At 57.1% G+C, this 17,875-nt stretch carries 12 protein-coding genes; 4 read left to right on the plus strand and 8 right to left on the minus strand.

Annotation, left to right across the window (positions count from 1 at the left end; translation table 11 throughout):
• Positions 1-26 precede the first annotated feature (26 nt).
• The 5 genes from K0I63_RS16105 to K0I63_RS16125 form a co-directional block, all read right to left on the minus strand.
• A complete protein-coding gene (locus K0I63_RS16105) occupies positions 27-1,289 on the minus strand; it encodes a dicarboxylate/amino acid:cation symporter (RefSeq protein WP_041406712.1) in 1,263 nt (420 codons plus the stop codon).
• A 588-nt stretch (positions 1,290-1,877) separates the two neighbouring features.
• Positions 1,878-3,098 carry a hypothetical protein gene (locus K0I63_RS16110; protein WP_011866912.1) on the minus strand — a complete coding sequence of 407 codons (1,221 nt, stop codon included), beginning with the start codon at positions 3,096-3,098 and terminating at the stop codon, positions 1,878-1,880.
• A gap of 1 nt (position 3,099) precedes the next feature.
• Positions 3,100-3,753: a condensin complex protein MksE gene (locus tag K0I63_RS16115; protein ID WP_011866913.1), complete on the minus strand. Its 654-nt coding sequence runs from the start codon at positions 3,751-3,753 to the stop codon at positions 3,100-3,102.
• Entirely contained in the window at positions 3,754-7,425 is a 3,672-nt protein-coding gene (locus K0I63_RS16120) for an ATP-binding protein (protein ID WP_220081685.1), read from the minus strand.
• A 414-nt stretch (positions 7,426-7,839) separates the two neighbouring features.
• Positions 7,840-8,553, minus strand: coding sequence for a DUF3581 domain-containing protein (locus K0I63_RS16125; RefSeq protein ID WP_220081686.1), 714 nt, complete (start codon positions 8,551-8,553; stop codon positions 7,840-7,842).
• 204 nt (positions 8,554-8,757) lie between these two features.
• Here K0I63_RS16125 and K0I63_RS16130 point away from each other — a divergent pair, with 204 nt between their 5' ends.
• From K0I63_RS16130 to K0I63_RS16145, 4 genes are all read left to right on the plus strand, one after another.
• Positions 8,758-8,997 (plus strand): hypothetical protein, encoded by a 240-nt coding sequence (locus K0I63_RS16130; RefSeq protein ID WP_220081687.1) that lies wholly within the window; start codon positions 8,758-8,760, stop codon positions 8,995-8,997.
• Positions 8,998-9,156: 159 nt separating this feature from the next.
• The gene (locus K0I63_RS16135) at positions 9,157-10,326 is read left to right on the plus strand and encodes a porin (RefSeq protein WP_220083478.1); all 1,170 of its coding nucleotides are present in this window, start codon (positions 9,157-9,159) and stop codon (positions 10,324-10,326) included.
• Between the two features lie 152 nt (positions 10,327-10,478).
• A complete protein-coding gene (locus K0I63_RS16140; protein WP_220081688.1) occupies positions 10,479-10,994 on the plus strand; it encodes an FMN-binding protein in 516 nt (171 codons plus the stop codon).
• Between the two features lie 168 nt (positions 10,995-11,162).
• Complete coding sequence (locus tag K0I63_RS16145; RefSeq protein ID WP_220081689.1) at positions 11,163-11,963, plus strand: PepSY-associated TM helix domain-containing protein; 801 nt, start codon at positions 11,163-11,165, stop codon at positions 11,961-11,963.
• Positions 11,964-12,097: 134 nt separating this feature from the next.
• On the opposite strand, the gene mrcB is transcribed toward K0I63_RS16145, so the two are convergent.
• From mrcB to K0I63_RS16160, 3 genes are all read right to left on the minus strand, one after another.
• Positions 12,098-14,467 (minus strand): penicillin-binding protein 1B, encoded by a 2,370-nt coding sequence (gene mrcB / locus K0I63_RS16150; protein ID WP_220081690.1) that lies wholly within the window; start codon positions 14,465-14,467, stop codon positions 12,098-12,100.
• A 27-nt stretch (positions 14,468-14,494) separates the two neighbouring features.
• Positions 14,495-17,017 (minus strand): ATP-dependent helicase HrpB, encoded by a 2,523-nt coding sequence (gene hrpB / locus K0I63_RS16155; protein ID WP_258406895.1) that lies wholly within the window; start codon positions 17,015-17,017, stop codon positions 14,495-14,497.
• Between the two features lie 172 nt (positions 17,018-17,189).
• Positions 17,190-17,873 (minus strand): response regulator, encoded by a 684-nt coding sequence (locus K0I63_RS16160; protein WP_220081691.1) that lies wholly within the window; start codon positions 17,871-17,873, stop codon positions 17,190-17,192.
• Positions 17,874-17,875 lie beyond the last annotated feature (2 nt).

Below are 17,875 nucleotides of genomic sequence, written 5' to 3' on the forward strand. Positions count from 1 at the left end.
TGAGAGGCTTTTTTCATTTAAAGGTCTTAGGCCGTCTGCTGCTGACGCGCTTCTTCTTGCGCCTCGTCATGGGCATTCTCTGTGGCATCCACTATGGTGAGCACGGCGGCATCACCCACGACGTTACAAGAGGTCAGTACCATGTCGATCAGTCGGTCAAGTGCCGCGACAATCACGAAGGCCTCGACTGGCAGACCCATCTGGTGGATCAGCACGCCGATCATCACCATGCCGCCCCCTGGCACGCCGCCTGCGCCAACAGACAGCAGGAAGATGCTGAACAGCAGGGCGGGCAGCTGATCCATGGCGATAGGAGCGCCGAAGGAGTTAGCCACGAAGAAGATGGCGATGGTGATATAGATAGAGACGCCGCCCATGTTCATGGTCGCTCCCAGCGGCACGCCGAAACCAGCCACGGCGCGCTTCACGCCCAGCTTCTCTGTGAGGGTACGCATGGTAACAGGAATGGTGGCATTCGAGCTGGCGGTCGACAGAGAGAACAGAATCTGCTCCTGGGTCTTGGCGCGGAAGGTCTTGGCCGACACAGGGGTAAACAGGCTCACCGCCCAAGGGTAGACCACGAAGATCCATAGAAGTAGCAGGCTTAAGATCACCACCAGGTACTCGACCACGCTGAGGAAGAGGCTAGCCTCCAGGGTCGCGCCCAGCTTAAACATCAGCGCAAACACCCCAATAGGCGCCAGCTGCATCACCACGCCAATAAGCTTCATCATCAGCTTATTGCCTTCCATAAAGCCCTGTTGCAGTAGCGGCACGGCGCCGTTCATCGCCTTGATGACACCACCGACCAGCAGCGCCATGAAGATCACCTGCAGCATGTTGCCCGAGGTGAAGGCGGCTACCGGGTTGCTCGGCACTATGTTGACGATAAGCTGCATCAGGTTAGGCAGCTCGGTTGCTGTGATCTCCGCGCCCGTGCCCCCCGTCATGTCGACCCCGAGTCCCGGCTTAAGCAGCAGGGCTACTGTTAGCGCGGCGAAGATGGCCACCAGGGTGTTGATGATGTAGAAACCGAAGGTCTTGCCACCGAGACGACCGAAGCTCTTGAGGTCATCGAGTTCCAGCACGCCACAGACGATGCTGACGAAAACCAGGGGCACCACCATCATCATGATCATGTTGACGAACATGGTACCTAAGCCTGAAGCGACCTCGACCAGAGTGCCGGAGAAGAACCCGACATCGGCCAAGAAGTATTGAATGATGCTACCCAGAATCAGGCCAGAAAAGAGGCCGATAAAGATGCGCGTAGAAAGTGATTTAGTCATATGCTTGCCTTGTTTTGCTGCGCATCTATCGTGCGCTTTTTTTCTTCTCCATCTGACGTGGAGATAGTGATGAGAACCGTGGCTCTCCCGTTACTGGTCAGTGATAGTGGATCATGCTAGTGATAATTTCAATCACAATCTGGGCAAGTTAACAGACGCAAAACGGCAACCACAAAGCCACACGAAGAGCAAGGCAATGATTTTTATCATTAAAAGTTTAGATAGGTGAATTTAGGCCAATCGGCAAGTTTTACTTGTTAGCACAAAAAGCCAACAATAGGTTCACAAAGACGGCACACAAGCCAGTGAAACACGCCAACAAGAACGGATTAACCAACATTAAACTCTGACATAACCACAATATTCAGTGATAGTCATTACTCACAGGCAGGGACTAGTGAGATCCACTAGGCACAGGCGAAAACACAGCAGATAGCCAAGAAGACAGATAAACAAAAACCGCTAAACCAGAATTTTGATAAGCTACTGATTTAACGGTTTTAAGTGATTTTTAGCGTCAGATAGCGACCGGATAAGCAGTCACTACATTAGTTAACACCTGATCACGACTAATGCTTAATCTTGAGCTTAGGCCAACCACAACTCCACGTCACGTATGATGAAGTTGCCGCTATACACAGGATGGCGCTCGCCTATGGGCTCAAGCTCGAAATAGCGTCTATGCTCCTCGGGCAATCCCTCATAGCCGCAGATCACCTGATACAGCCAGCTCTCGGTATCCCAGCTGAGCGACTTGGCCTGATGATAGTCCAGCGCCGATTGTCTCAGCCCAGAGTCGATCACGGCGCAGAAATACTCATCCACCGCCAACTTAAGCGGATTGTCGGGAATATCGAAATCTTCCGCCTCCACCAGAGCGAAGGGAACATCATGATCGCGCATCACAAGATCGCGACCGGCGCGGCTGATGCTCTTGATCTGTGACACCATGGCCAGCAGCTCGACCTCCTGCGCCGTGTTGGTCACGTCCACCGCCGCCGGTGCCAGAATCGCCTCGGCGCGGTTAAACAGAGTCGGCAGCTGCTTGTGGCTTACATGGTCCGCCACCTCATAATCTGGATGCATATCCGTGTAGAGCAACCAACCCTTAAGCAGACGAGTACGTCCCTGGATCTGACGGAAACGTCCCAGCAGCTCCAGCAGACGCCCCTGCACCACGCTGAGCTCCTGAGTACAGTCGCTCAGGGTCTCCTGCAAGCGGGTCACCAGCAGCTTACGCAGCTCGCGGATATCGCCGGCGATCTCACCCAGCTCGCTAAACTGGAACATCTCCAGGCCGTTGAGCAGCTCGGTCACCTGACTCTGAGCCAACTCGTTTTCACGTATCTTGGCGTTGATGGTGCCTACATAGCCGAACTCGTTGTTGATACGGCTCCAGAGCACACGAATCGAGTATTTCAGCCCCTCTGTGAAGCTGTAGACCTGCTCGCTGAGATCCGCAAGATAGGCCTCGCTGGCGCTGTAATCGGCGGCCTGACGGGCCTCCTTGTAGTGGTCGGCAAGGGTCTTGATGGTGGCCAGGGATGAGCCCACATTGGCGTCGATCTGACGATTGCGCTCGTCGCTCAGCACCTCTTCCAGCAGGGCGCGCACCGAGCGTTTCAATCTCAGCCCCTGTTCGCCCTCGGGCTGCCACAGGATATCCGCCTTACGCAGCTTGTCGATGGCACCGGCGCGCTCGCCCTCTTCGGTCACAGAGCCGGAGAGGTAGACATCCATGATGAGATCCGCATGGCGCCCCAGCTGCTTAAGTAGCGTGACCCCCGCCTGATGTAAGTTGCTACTCATATCAGATCAAGTCCCTCTGGGTTGCGGTTTCCGCCTGGGCCTCCAGGCTGAGTCCTTCGGTTTCATCGATGAAGCGGATCACCTCGTAGAGGTAATCCAGCTTGCCGGTGGCGATATAGATCTGCTTCTCCTGGTTGGGACGCAGCAGATATCCCAGCTCCACCAGACGCTTAAACACCAACTTGATCTGCGCATCCACCTGAGTAGAGCTGGAGCCAAACAGGCGATAGTGACTGATCTTGGCCAGCTGCTCGCGAAACGCAGGAGTGTCTTCGATGCGGGTCTGCAGCTCGTTGAGGCGCACCGCGGCTCCTTCGGACAGGGGCGCATCCTGGCCGCTGGCCTCTTGCACCAGCACCAACCACTCCACCAGAGGGATCAGCGCATGGCAGATGTCACGAAACTGACTGGAGATCACCTTACGCTCATCGTCCCCCAGTTGCAGATAACCGCAGAAGAACACCTCGCCCTCCCCGGCCGAGGCCAGGGTGCGATTGATCTGATTCAGGTATTGCTCGACGTTATCACGAGTCGCCTGCGACTTGAGCGCGCGCCAGGCATCTTCGTTACTGGTACGGCAGATAAACTCGCCACGCAGCAAGGCTTCGATCAGGGCGCCCTGGCCCACGAGTACGGTTTGTGTGCTACTGCTCATTTACACAGCCTCCTTGGCAAAACGCTGGCTCAGCTTATCGGCAATGGGGTTAACTTGTGGCTTAACCACTTGTAATTTTTTGGTTTGCTTGTTGATGATGTATCTGTTGGCAAACAGGTTAAGCACCTCAGACTCGGGGTTCGGGAAGGCACCCAATACCGAGATATTGTTGTTCTCACAGGCATCGAAGATCTTCTTCACGTTGCCGTGGTGCAAGGTGCCCAGCTCGTCGATCGGCCAGTGAATGGTGACATCGGCGCGGCCACGCAGCAGACGGGTGAAGGCCAACAGGAACTTACACAAGATCAGATAGGCCATACCATGGCTCGAAGATTCGTTGAGCTGGCGGTCGGTGCGGATCACCAGATCGCTGTTGCCCTCCTTGAGGCGCAGTTCGATCTCCAGCAGCTTGGCGATACCGCCTGTCAGGGCGGCGCGGCCGATAATATCCAGGGCGCGGCGCATGCTGCTGGTGTAGTGCTCGTCCGGCAAGTCGGCGAAGCCCTCGGCCTTCCACTGTTTAAACGCCTTGACGAACTCCTCCAGCTCGGGCCAGAACTCCAGCTCGCTGATGCGCGAACGGATGCGCACCGCCGACTCGCTCACCCCGTCGAGGAACAGCTCTTCGCCCACCTCACGGGTGATGCGGGCGCTCTGGGAGGCGATGCGGCGGTCGATATCCGCCAGCACGTCGTAAAACGCCGTCAAGTCGATACCGAAGTTACGTCCCTGCTCTCGCAGGCCCATGATCGCCTGAGGCACCATGACGTTGAGCAGCTGCTCCAGTTGCGGTACCAGCTTGCGATAGTCCAGCAGGCGAATGCCCTTGTCGTTGACGAAGCTCGACTCCTCGCGGGCGCGCTCCCAGGTCTCAGACAAACTTGAGCCCGACTTGCTGGCGATCACCGAATCGAAGTGCTCGATATACTGCTTCACCGAGCCCATCAGCTGATCCCGGCGCAGCAATAACTCTTCGCCCTGACGCAGACGCTCTGTGAGTCCCCCCTGCATCTCATCCTGGCTCGATGGCAGCTTAAGCTCCGCCAGCTTGCGCATCACGGCGCGCAGCTTGGTCAGGTTCTCCGAGGCCTCCACCTGGATGGCGTCGGACTGTTTACGCTCGCTATCATATTGCTGGCGCTGATGTTTAATCTCGTTGGCCTTAGTAGTGAGCTGTTGCGTCAGCTCGGTTACCGCCATCTTGACCTGACTCAGTTCGGTCTGCAGCTTTGGCTTGCGCGCGAGCCAGGTGTGTTGATACCAGTCATCGAAACGCAATACTTCGCTGCGGCGCTGCTCCGCCTTGCTGATATTGCTCTCCAGCTCACGGATCTCCTGCTTGAGCTTGACTATCTTGGCTTCGTCGACGCCGCGGGATTTCAGCTCATCCTTATACCACTGCTCGCAGGCCTTCTGCTCCGTCTTGGCCGCCTGACGGCGATCGTTGATATTCTGCTTCACCTGGGAGAGCTGAGCATCCAAGGCGCCGACCACTTCCTGCCAGTAGGCTTTCTTCTCCATGCGCGCCTCGAGCGCCTGCTCGTTTTGCTCATCGATCCACTCTTGGTGCTGGGCCTTGAGCTGTTTCATCTCGCTGTCGAGACGGGCGAGACGCTTCTGCGACTCGGCCTTGCGGGCGCTCAGCGCCTGATTAATCTTCTCTTGCTCGGCGCGCTTCTCGTCAAATAGGCGGCGCAGATCGTCGCGGCTATTCTTGTAGGCCGTCTTGGCGAAGGTGAGTTCGCGGTTAAGCTTATCCAGCTCGGCGTTGATGGCCACCAGGGCCTCTTCCGCCTCCGCCTGTAGCTGCTTGGCACTGGCCAACGCCTCCTCGGCCTCGCTGTAACGGCCCCTGAGCTCCTGCTCCGAGGCGGCATACTCCGGGGTTGCAAGCGCCTTGAGATCCAGCTCGACGCCGCAGAAGCTGTCGCCGCCGGCCGACTTGGCCGGATGCAGGTCACTGCGATGTAGTAGTTCAGGGTTGATCAGCTTACCTATGCTCTCCTCCCAACCGTCGACCTCCTTCCGCAGGTACTCAAGCAGGGTATGGGATTGAGGGAAGAGCACCTGATGCAGCTCATCCAGCGCGCCCTGACGCTCGATAACCCTTACGCCCGCCTGTCTCAGGCTCTCGTTGGCCTGATCCCGCTTGGCTCTGAGCTTGCGCTCCTCGCCTGCCAGGCGATCCACCATGGCGTTGCACGCCTCCTGCTCCTCGTCGGCGCGGGAGATGCGCTCATCAAATACCGCCAGGGTCAGTTTTTCTTCTTCGCTGTAGGTGACGCCGTTGACCTGCATCTGCAGCTCGGCCGCCGTCAGCTTGAGCTGATATTCCTGCTCGTTATGCTTGGCGCGGCCCGCCTCCATCTGCTCACGCCAGCTTTGCTCGAGGGCGGCCAGCTCCTCACGGCCCGCCTCCTGCTGCTTGTCTCTGGCTTCACGATGCTTATCTTGTTCTTTATCTAGCTGCTCCAGCTCGCGGTTGAGGTTCTCGCCTATCTTGCTGCGACGGGCGTTGTAGGCCGCCTCGATATCCTGGTGCTTCTCGGTTTGCAGCTTATGACGCTCGGTCAGGTTCTCCAGGCTGGCGCGCCAGCTGGGCAGCTGCTCAAGATCCAGTTTGGCCTGCTCGATATCGGCATCGAGAAAACCTGCGTGCTGATCTTCGATGATATCCAGCTCATGCTCTATCTTGGCCACGTCGCCCTTGGCGGCAGAGAGATCCAGGTTAAGCTCGTCGCGCAGCTCCTTCCACTCGTCGTCGAGCTGACGCAGCTTGTTGCCGAGATCTTTCGAGCGCTGTTGATTTAGCTCCTGACGCTCTATCTCCTGGGCCTCATCCTTGCCATAGCCGCGCTTCAGCCCAGCCAGGCGCTGCTCCGCGCTGAGCAGTTGGTTAAACTCCTGCTCCAGCTTGTCAAATTCGGGGCGGATCTGCTCGAAGCCCTGGATCAGCTGACTCTCGCGGATCCAAGACTCGACCCGCTGCGGATTGAGGCGTGAGCTCGGCGGGTTAACCCCGTCCTCCTCCAGGATGGCGGCGATCATCGACTTGATGGTCTCCATCTTGCCCTCTTTGGAGTGCACCGCCTTGGCCAGCTTCTCTATGTGGCGCAGCGTGTGTTCGTGCTGACACAGGGAGAACTGGCGGGCGTAGGCCCTCAGCTCACTGCGATTGCTGCCGGTGCTCAGCAGGGTGCGATCGTTTTGGATGATGGCGCGATATTCGCGAGTATTCAGCAGGTTGGTCACCGCCACCCCGGCGCGTTTCATCTCACGGCCCAGCTCGGCCATGTTGTGGCAGAGAATCGACTCCCCCTGCTGTGACTTCACATAGTCTTCCAGCTCGAAGCCCTTGCCGATGAAGCGATAGTTGACGCCCTTGCCATCACCGGCAGAGGCCAGCACAGCCTGGGTCAGCAGGCCATCGTCACGGCGATACTCGTAGATGATGTAGCTGGAATCGTGGGGCAGATACCAACGCTCGAAGCTGTCACGGGTCGAGGGCACGACGCGGCTGGGGTATTCGCCGTAAAACACCGGCACCAGACGCTGCAAGGTGGTCTTGCCCGAGGCGTTGGTACCACAAATGTTGGTGTGTCCATCGAGGGCGAGTTCCACAACGCCGGGGAGGTGCGTATTGATCAGCACGATACGATTTAAGCTTGGCATCTCTTTCCTTATCCAAACGAGCTTGTCGGCCGCCCAGCGGGGCGAGCAGCAAAGGGGAATAGCAAAACAATCCCACTAAAGTAAAACAAAGCTATCGGCTTGGCAATCTGGCCCGGGACTTGGGCGGGATAGTCGTTTAAAAAGCGTGCGTAACACCCGATTTCAGGCGGTTTTCACGGCAGGAATGAAGAAGACGGCAAGCATAAAGGTAGCGAGCGATGTTCAGGATCGGCTCGTGGCGAATGCCAATGGCTAAATGCTTGGAACAGAAAATTGAGAGCAGGGAGCTGGGAACAGGAAATGGAGAGCTGGGGCCGCAATTTAGGCGTCGGGAGCAGAAATAGAAAGGGCCGACTAATGTCGACCCTAACTGAGATTTTCAATTCAGTATTTCAACTCTGCATTTAGCACAGATTAGTCGGCTTGCTGATAGCCGATGCGGCGCGCCTCGTAGCGGGCCACCATCTCATCCATGCTCTGGGCTTCCAGTGGACGCAGGCCGCTAAGCACCAGCGTCTTCTCGCCGGTACCCACTAGCTTATCGCCGCAGTGCAGCTCAAACTTGAGGGTCACATCGCCGCGCTTACCGTCGATGGCCAGATTCTGCTCCACCAGGCTGAGGGCGATGCAGTCAAAATCTAAGGTATGGAGATCGAACGACATGCTCTCGTAGATCACCAGAGGACGGGCCGGATTGATCATCATGCCGTGCTGCTTCATCAGCGGCACCAACACATGGGTAAAGTTGAGCCCGGAGAAGGCCACATAGCTACGCACGAAGGATTCTGTCTGCACCTCGCACAGGGTCGACTCGCCGCTGCGGCTCACGCTCAGGTACTGCTTATCCTTATCATCCAGGATGGCGAAGCTGTCGCCTACCGCATCCGGAAACACCAGATTGACGCCGCTACCGACCATGCCCTCGAATCGAAATGTCATCTTCTGGCTCAGCCCATATTGTCCCAGCACCAGGGCGAACAGCAGATCTCCGGGAACGCAGAACTTCTTGGCATCGACATCGTGGATGGGGTTAAAGTCCTGTGCTACACCCTTGGCGAATTCACTCGCCTGCTGGGCTGACACAGAGACCAATTGCTGTGCTTTATTAAAATAAGGACTTAGAAACATATCGGCTCGTCAATCAGGGTTATGTTAAAGATGAGATAAAACATTCGTTATAAATTTAAGGAGGCACAGTCTATAGCAAAACCCGCGAAACACTTCTCCGATGACTTGAGGAGCCCCAGGTTTTACAACGAAGCTAGGCCGAAAGATCCACTATTTCCCTGCTGCTGCGCTCCTATCCCTCTGCCTCGTCTATGACTTAAGCCCATGCAGTTTATCGCTCAAACCATGCCTCAAGCTGTGCCTCTAGCTGTGCCTCTAGCTGTGCCTCTAGCTGTGCCTCTAGCTGTGCCTCAAACCAGAGGCAAGACTGCTGATTTTCCCCAAAACTCCTCTAAAGCTGCAAAAAAGATAAATTTTTTAAAATTAACAATGTCAGTCAATGTCAAGGTAATAACCCCAGAGGGAAACACCTCAAACTATTGTTATGAAACATCTTTAAGTTAAAACCGCTCTGCACAACTTGGGTGCAAATCCCTTTACCTTGACTTTACATTTGTTGATCTTAATCAAAAAACTTAATGATAATAGTTTGCATTACGATACCTAATTGATAGAATCGCCAGCAATTAAATAACCCTGACAAAACAACTGGGAAGAGAAATGATGAAGAAAACGCTAATTGCCGCAGCACTGGTCAGCGCATTCGCTAGCCAAGCCGCTATCGCCTCTGATGAGACTCAAGAACTGCGTAAAGTGATCGAACAGCAACAAAAAGTGCTGAAAGATCTTGAGAAGCGTCTGGAGCAAACTGAGCAGCGTGTAGAGAAGACAGCCGACGCCGTTGAAGAAAGCAGCTCAGCCAAGAGCGCGACAACTATCGGTGGTTACGGTGAACTTCACTACAACAACATCACTGACAACAAATCAGGTAAAGACAAGAAAGAGTTCGACTTCCACCGCTTCGTGCTGTTCTTCGGCCACGAGTTCACCGAAAAGACACGTTTCTTCTCTGAGCTGGAAGTTGAGCACTCTATCTCTGGCGAAGGCCAAAACGGTGAAGTCGAGCTAGAGCAGGCTTACATCGAACACGATTTCAACGACATGCTGACTGCTAAGGCGGGTCTGTTCCTGATGCCAGTAGGTATCATCAACGAAACTCACGAGCCACCAGCATTCTACGGCGTTGAGCGTAACCCAGTTGAGAAAAACATCCTGCCTGCCACTTGGTGGGAAGCGGGTGCCAACCTGAACATCAAGGCAGCCCCAGGCCTGGCCTTCGACGCAGCGGTCACTTCTGGCCTGAACGTTGGCGAAGACTACAAGATCCGTGGCGGTCGTCAGAAGGTTTCTGAAGCAAAAGCCGAAGATCTGGCTTACACTGCGCGCGTTAAATACACTGCCGTTCCAGGTTTAGAGCTGGCTGCAACTGTGCAGTACCAATCTGATCTGACTCAAGGCCGTGGCGATGTTGATACCGCTTCTGCGACCCTGATGACAGCACACGCTATCTACACCATCGAAAACTTCACCATCAAGGCACTATACGCTCAGTGGGATATCGACGGTAAAGAAGCCGAAGCACTTGGCCGTGACAAGCAGAAAGGTTACTACATCGAGCCTTCATACCGCTTCAACGAAAGCTTCGGTGTGTTCGCACGTTACAATGCCTACGACAACGAAGCCGGTAACGGTGTTGACTCAGAGATCACCCAGACTAACGTCGGTGTGAACTACTGGTTGCATGAAAACGTTGTCTTCAAAGCCGACTACGAAAAAGTTGGCGGCGCGAAAGATGCCGACGGTTTCAACCTAGGCGTTGGCTACCAGTTCTAAGCCATTAGCCCATATCGCAGTGCTCAACGCTCCCTTTTAGCACTGCCTATGGCTAAGGTACTTCCCGAGGTGCCTTAGCCATAGTAAAAGGAATCAGTAAAAACAACGGATTATCCCACAGGCCTCATCCACTCTTGCTACCGGGTCAATCGATGAAAGCTCTCTCTGTTAAGCTCCTACTTGCCTCACTCTTCACCGCCTTCTGCGTGCAGGCCGCCAGCGTCTATCAAAGTAACGAAGACTTTATCAGCCAGGCCTTTGCCGCCCCTATGCCCAAGGCCAAGGTCTACTGGCTAGAGGATAGCGATAAGCAGGCGATCGAGGAGATCCTTGCCCACAAATTCAACAAGATGCGTCTGCGCTACTGGCTGCACGAAGGCGAGACCGTCTGGATCCTCGAAGAAATAGGCAAGGAATCCCCCATCACGGTCGGCATCCATGTCAGAGACAAGGCCATAGTGCAGACCAAGGTGCTGGTCTATCGTGAGAGCCGCGGCGACGAGGTGCGTCACGAATTCTTCACCGACCAGTTTAAGCAGGCCAGGCTCACCAATGATCGCCAGCTGGATCGCAAGATAGACGGCATCACAGGCGCCACCCTGTCGGTACGCGCCCTCACCAAGCTGTCACGCATCGCCCTCTACCTGGACGACAAAGTCAATCACTAAGCTCCCATTGAGCTGCTTAGTTGGTGTTATCCCTATGGCTGTTATATGATGGCCAGCGAGCAGGCGAGCCCTGCTCTTTTCGTATCCAACAGGCTGTCAGCGCCGGGCATCCATGAGTCTGCTTGCCGCCGCGCGCCAGATAAATAGTCAGAATAAAGAACGCCATAGATGACAAATAAGCCCCGCCATCCCCATCGTAAACCCCTGTGGCAGAAACTCGCCAAGATCTTCCGTCCCTGGCACAGACGCCTAGGGATCGCCAGCGCACTCCTGGTGGTCATGGTTGCCGTCAGCGGCGTCTTGATCAACCACAGCAACGACTTCAAGCTAGATACCGCCCACGTGCATCAGGGCTGGCTGCTGGATCACTATGGCATCAAGGCCCCAGGCCAGGTCGCCATCTATGCCAGCGAGCCGCTACTGGCCAGTAGCGATAACCTGCTCTGGCTCAGAGACAAGCCGGTCCTGGAGGCCCAAGGGCCACTGCTTGGCGCCCTCGCCTATGGCGAGCACTATGTGGCTATCGACGCCCAGCACCTCTACCTGCTGGATCAACAAGGCGCCCTGCTCGAGCAGCAGAGCCGCGCCACCGGCCTGCCCCAAGACCTGCGCGCCCTGGCGCTGCTCCCCACGGGTGACGCTGGGCAGCTCTGGCTGAATACGGCGTCGGGCAGTTATCTTAGCGATAGCGATCTCATCGAGTGGCAGGAAGCAAAACCTCTGGTGGCTCTCGACTGGCAGACCCCGCTTACAGATGCCGAGAGTGAGGCGCTAGGTAAGAATTTGTCACTCAAGGCCCGTGCCATGCACCTCAGTTGGGAGCGTGTGCTGCTAGACCTGCACAGCGGCCGTATCGTCGGCCTGCCCGGCTCGCTGATGATGGATCTGGTGGCGCTATGCCTCATCTTCATGGCGATCTCCGGCCTCTATCTTTGGCAGCAGGCCAAGCCACGCAAGCGCAAGGCATAAAGCAACAAAAGGTATAAGGCAGTAGATAGGATAAGGCGGCTAACGCCAGTCCTTAAAAAAACAACCGCCTCTTGCAAATAAAAAAGCTCACCTAAGGTGAGCTTTTTTATTGAGGAGCTAAAGCGTAATCGACCTTAACCGCCCATTAGCTTCTGCCACCAGGAGAGTGGCTCGCCGCAGTTCTTCGCCGGGTGATAGCTCTCAGCCAGGGCAGGAACCGCCACCACGTTGCCGCAGTTGCCCTGTTTGGCGACACCCGTCTTGGCATCGAAATAGCCAGACACAACACCATTAACCGGCGTGCGTCTCAGGCTTATAGGCGCGCGCTGCTTGAGGAAAGCCTGGTAGACGGCCATAGCGCCGCTGCTGCCATAGAGACTGGTCTTGCCGTTATCGTCCAGCCCCACCCAGACGGCGGCAACGTTTCGCTCATCGAACCCGGCAAACCAGGAGTCGCGGGAATCGTTACTGGTACCCGTCTTACCCGCCAGGGTCACGCCCGGGAAGGCCTGGCCCAGCTTAGTCGCCGTGCCCGACTGCACCACCTGAGTCATGGCGTGTTGCACCAGGAAGTCGCTGGCCACAGAGATCGCCTGATCCGCGCCGCGCTGACTGGCCGACAGCGGCTGATTATCGGCGTCCAGCACATGGGTCACCGCACTCAGCTGGCGGTAGCGTCCATTGTCAGCCAGGGTCTGGTACACCTGCGCCACCATCAGCGGTGAGCCATTGACGGCCCCCAGCAACATGGACGGATACTCTGGAATGGTCTCGTCCCAGCCCGACTTGGCCAGTGTGGTCGCCACCGCATCTGTGCCTATCGCCATACCGAGGTTCACCGTCGGCACGTTCATCGACTTCTTAAAGGCGGTCATCAACGGTACCTCACCAGAGAACTGCTTGTTGACGTTCTGTGGCGACCAGGTCTTGCCCTGGGAGTTGGTCAGGGTGATCGGCTCATCCTTCAGCGGCGTCGCCAGGGTGTACTTGTCACCGTGGGTCAGCGCCGTAGCATAGACAAAGGGCTTGATAAGCGAACCGATAGGACGGCGGATCTCCACCGCGCGGTTAAAGCCCTGATAGCTTGGCACCTTGTCGCCCACCATGGCGGCGATACCCGCCGAATACTTGTCGGTGACCACCATGCCCACTTGCAGCGCCTTGTCACGCTGCTCCAGGCTTTTCATGGTCGAGCGCACCGCCTGCTCCGCCGCCTCTTGGGCCAGGGGGTCTAAGGTGGTGTAGACCTTGATGCCCGACTGCTGAAGCAGGCTGTCACCGAATCGACGCGACAGCTCGCCGCGCACCACGGCGAAGAAGGCCGGCAGTTTCTGATGCACAGGCTTGCTCGCCTTACGCACCCCAAGGGGGGATTCGACCGCCGCCTTGTATTGCGCCACCGGCAGCTGGCCCGACTCCATCAAGAGGCGCAGCACCAGATCCCGTCGCTCCTGAGCCCGCTCGGGGAAACGCCAAGGGTTGTAGTAGGAAGGCCCCTTGATCGCCGCCACCAGAAAGGCCTGCTGCGGCAGGGTCAGCTCGGCGATCGGTCGGCCGAAATAGAACTGAGACGCCAGCCCCATGCCGTGCACGGCGCGGGACTTGTCCTGGCCCATGTAGACCTCGTTGAGGTAGGCCTCGAGGATCTCATCCTTGTCGTAGCGAAAATCGATAATGATCGCCATCAGGGCTTCCCTGAGCTTACGTATGATGGAGCGCTCGCTGGAGAGGAAGAAGTTTTTCGCCAGCTGCTGGGTCAGGGTCGAGCCACCTTGCACGGTGCGCCCGGCGCTGATGTTGACCATGGCGGCGCGAATGATGGCAAAGGGATTCACGCCGTGATGTTCATAGAAGCTCCTGTCTTCCACCAGGATCAGCGCATCGACGATCGCCTTGGGAATCTTGTCTGTGGCCACGAACAGCCTGTCTTCGCCATCGCCGGTGATCATGCGATCCAGCAGCACGGGCTCCAGGTGGAACACCGCCAGCTCGCGATGGTCGCTGCTGCGGGCCACCGAGGCAACCCCCTGGCTGTCGAAGCTGATCATCACCCGCTGAGCTTCCTGGGATCCCTGAGGATGGAGGAAGGGACGGCGCCAGAGATCCACCTTGGTCTTGGAGGCGGAAAACTCGCCCACCTGACGGGGATTGGCCACCTTGCGATAACCCAGCAGCTTAAGCTCGGCAATCAGCTGATCGTGGCTCACGGCCGCTCCGGGATAGAGAGCCATGGAGCGGCTAAATACCTGCGCCGGCAGGTGCCACTTCTGCCCCTCAAACTTGCGGGCGATGATCTGATCCAGATAGATACTGTAGATGGTCATGGCAGCAAACAGGATCAGGCCGAGCTTCCAGCTCAAAGACCAGATCCTGCGGCCCCAACCCGGCCTCGCTGTCGCTGCACTCTTACTCGCCGACTTACGCTTAGGCGTTTGGCTATTGCCCGCCTTACTATTAGTCGACTTGCGCGGTCTGCGTGGTGTTGGCGTCTCTTTATTCGTCATCGTGTTTCCAGTCAAACAGCAAAGGGACTAGAGCCCCTTAGCTGACATCTTTTTCTTGGTTAATTTGGTCGGCAAGGTGTTGGCGGGATCGTCCGGCCACAGATGCTTAGGGTAGCGTCCCTTCATCTCTTTCTTCACCTCGACATAGGGGCCGGCCCAGAAGTTGGCCAGATCGGCAGTCAGCGCCAGCGGTCGCATCGCCGGCGACAGCAGCTCCATGGTCACCACAAGTTGCCCCTGGGCCAGCCTGGGGCTCTCGGCCATGCCCAGCGCCTCCTGCAAACGCACACTCAGCAGCGCCCGCCCCGACATCTCATATCGTATCGCCGCCCGAGTGCCCGTCTTCATGGGCCAATGGCTCGGCAGCGCCTCGTTTAATATCTGTTGTTGTCCCCACTCCATCTGGTTGTGGAGCAAGGTATAGAAATCCAGTCCCTTGAGCTGGGTCAGGCGGCGCACCCCGTCAAGATAGGGGCCGAGCCACTCAGGCAGCGTCGCGAGCAAGGCCTGATCACTCAGCTCCGGCCAATCGCCTGCAAGAGCGAGCTTACTCGCCAGGGCGACGCGCAGGCGAAGCTGCTCCACCTTATCATCAAATCCCAGCAGGGAGAGCCCCTTGGTGCGGATAAGCTGATAGATGGCCTGCTTGATCGTCTCTTCATCCAAGGTCGCCAGCGGGCGTTCCCCCAATATGATAGCGCCGATGCGCCGCTGAGTTAACCCGTAAAAACGTGCCTTATCCTCATCCCAGCCAGTCTCAACAACCGACTTCACCTGGCTGGCCAGCGGGCCCTCGAACAGCGCGGCATCCAGCTTGGCCGCCAGCAGAATACGGCCGCTGCTCTGGCCTTCACTCTCCTGAAAATCGGCAACCACCAGCCAGGGCTCGCCCTGCAGAACGTCGTCATCATTGAGGGCAACACCTGCGCCGCAGGCAAGCTGATACCCCTTGGCGCCGCGGGCCTTGGCGATGCGATCGGGAAAGGCCTGCGCCAGCAGAGTCGCGATATCCTGGTCGCGACTCTCGCCGATGACCTTGGCAATCTGATTGCCTCGACCAGCATTCATCCTGGCCAGATATTGCAGGGCCAGCTTGGCGACTTCGCCGCCTCTGGCATCGCTCAGATAACGGCTGATATCGGCGCCGCGTCTCGCCAGGGCGCGCGATTCCAGCAGCGTCGCCAGCACGGCGGCAAGGGGCAGATAATAAGGATCATCAACGCCATCCATCTCCTTGGCGGCCAGCAGCATGTGGGCCAGACGCGGATGACAACCAAGCCGATAGGCGGCGCGGCCATGGGCCGTGATACGTCTGTCGCTGTCCACCAGCGCCAAGGCTTGCAGCAGGTCCCAGGCTACCGTCTCGTTAGCCTCGGACGGGGGCGAGATCAACGGCAGCGCATCGAGGGCATTCACGCCCCAAAATGCGGCATCAAGGGCTACGTTAGTTAAGTCGCCACGGAGGATCTCAGGTTCATCGGCCTTGAGCAGGCGCTCATGCTCCTGCTGCGGCCAGAGGCGGATACAGTGGCCCTCACTCAGACGACCGGCGCGGCCGCTACGCTGGGCCGCCGACGACTGGCTGATCCGTTTGAGCGACAAGCGGCTCACCGCCGTCCTAGGGTTGAAGCTGGCCTGCCGCTTATAGCCGGCGTCCACCACCAGGCGGATATCTTGAATGGTTAGGCTCGACTCGGCCACGTTGGTGGAGAGCACCAGCTTACGCATCCCAGGCGGTGGCGGCGCGATGGCGCTGTCTTGCTGGGCCGGCGGCAGGGCGCCATAGAGGGGGGTAATCAAAAACTGTTTAGGGTCGAGGCGCTCGGTTAATAGCGTCTGTAACCTTCGGATTTCTCGCTGGCCGGGCAGAAAGGCCAGCAATGAGCCCTCTTGATGCTCGGCCACCGCCTCGACGATCACCTTGGCCATGTGCAGCAGCCAATCCTGATGGCCGGGGCTGGGACGGTAACTCAGGCTCACCGGGAAGCTTCGCCCTTCGCTCACCAGGCTTGCCGCCTCGGGCATCAGGGCCTGTAACGGCAGCCCGTCCAGGGTCGCCGACATGGCGAGGATCTTAAGATCCTCACGAAACGAGGCCTGCACCTCCAGCGCCAGAGCCAGGCCGAGATCTGTGGTGAGGTGGCGCTCATGGATCTCATCGAAGATGATCAAGCCGTAGCCAGATAATTCAGGGTCCTGCTGGATCATCCGAGTTAATACGCCTTCGGTCACCACCTCGAGGCGGGTCTTGGCGCTCACGCTCGACTCGCCGCGCACCCGAAAACCCACCGACTGGCCCACGGGTTCACCCCGCCTGGCCGCAATAAAGTGCGCCACGCTGCGCGCCGCGATGCGTCTGGGTTCCAGCATCAAGATCTTACCCTCAATCTCAGGCCAGTCGAGCATGGCCAGGGGCAGCGCGGTCGACTTGCCCGCGCCGGTTGGCGCCTGCAAGATTAGCTGGGTATTTTCCGCCAGCGTCCGTTGGATCTCGGGCAGGAGTGTCTGGATCGGGACTTGATTAAATTCTTGAGTAGCTACTTGGTTCAAAGGGTGGTGTTCAATCGACAAAAACTGGCGACAGTTTACTAAAGATGGCGGCAAAGCTAAACAGACGAGTCCCCGCTGGGGGCTCGTTCCAGGTTAACATATCTTAACCTTATGGCTTTCATCACCACAGCGCTGCAGGCTATGCTCCCTTAGCGACGGAACTCGATGGCAGTTAAGAGCCACATTGCTCCTGCTCAGGTTGGGTGAAGCGATATCCGACCCCATACACAGAGTCTATGATGGGTTGAGCCAGTCCCAGCTGTTTACCTTTCTTGCGAATATTCTTTACGTGACTATCGATAGCGCGGTCAGAGATGTCGCGCATATCGGGATAGGCTAAGTCCAAAATCTGCTGACGGGAATAGATGCGTCCTGGTTGGTCATACAACAGGGAAAACAGGTTAAATTCCAGGTGAGTCAGCTCAACGACTTTGTCGTGATAGGCGATCTTCAGCCTCACCTTATCCAGAGTGAGATCGGGAGACGGCTTACTCTTCATGGTGCGCCGTAAGATGGCTTTGATACGCAAAATGAGCTCGACGGCACTGAAAGGTTTACAGACATAATCGTCGGCCCCACTCTCCAGCCCAACCAAGCGGTCAACTTCCTCTATCTTGGCGGTTAACATGATAATAGGGACGTCGGAGAATTCTCGGATCTCGCGGCAACAAGTCAGGCCATCTTTTATCGGCAGCATTAAATCGAGCAGGATGAGCGCAGGTTCTCTGGCTTTAACGGTTTCAACAACCCGTTCGCCGGTATCGAGATGCTTAGTTTCGAAGTCACTGGCGGCTAAAAACATCTCGACATTTTCGGCTATATCTCTGTCGTCTTCGACCAGCAATATGTAGGACATGA

Source organism: Shewanella rhizosphaerae, assembly GCF_019457655.1.
Taxonomy (GTDB): domain Bacteria; phylum Pseudomonadota; class Gammaproteobacteria; order Enterobacterales; family Shewanellaceae; genus Shewanella; species Shewanella loihica.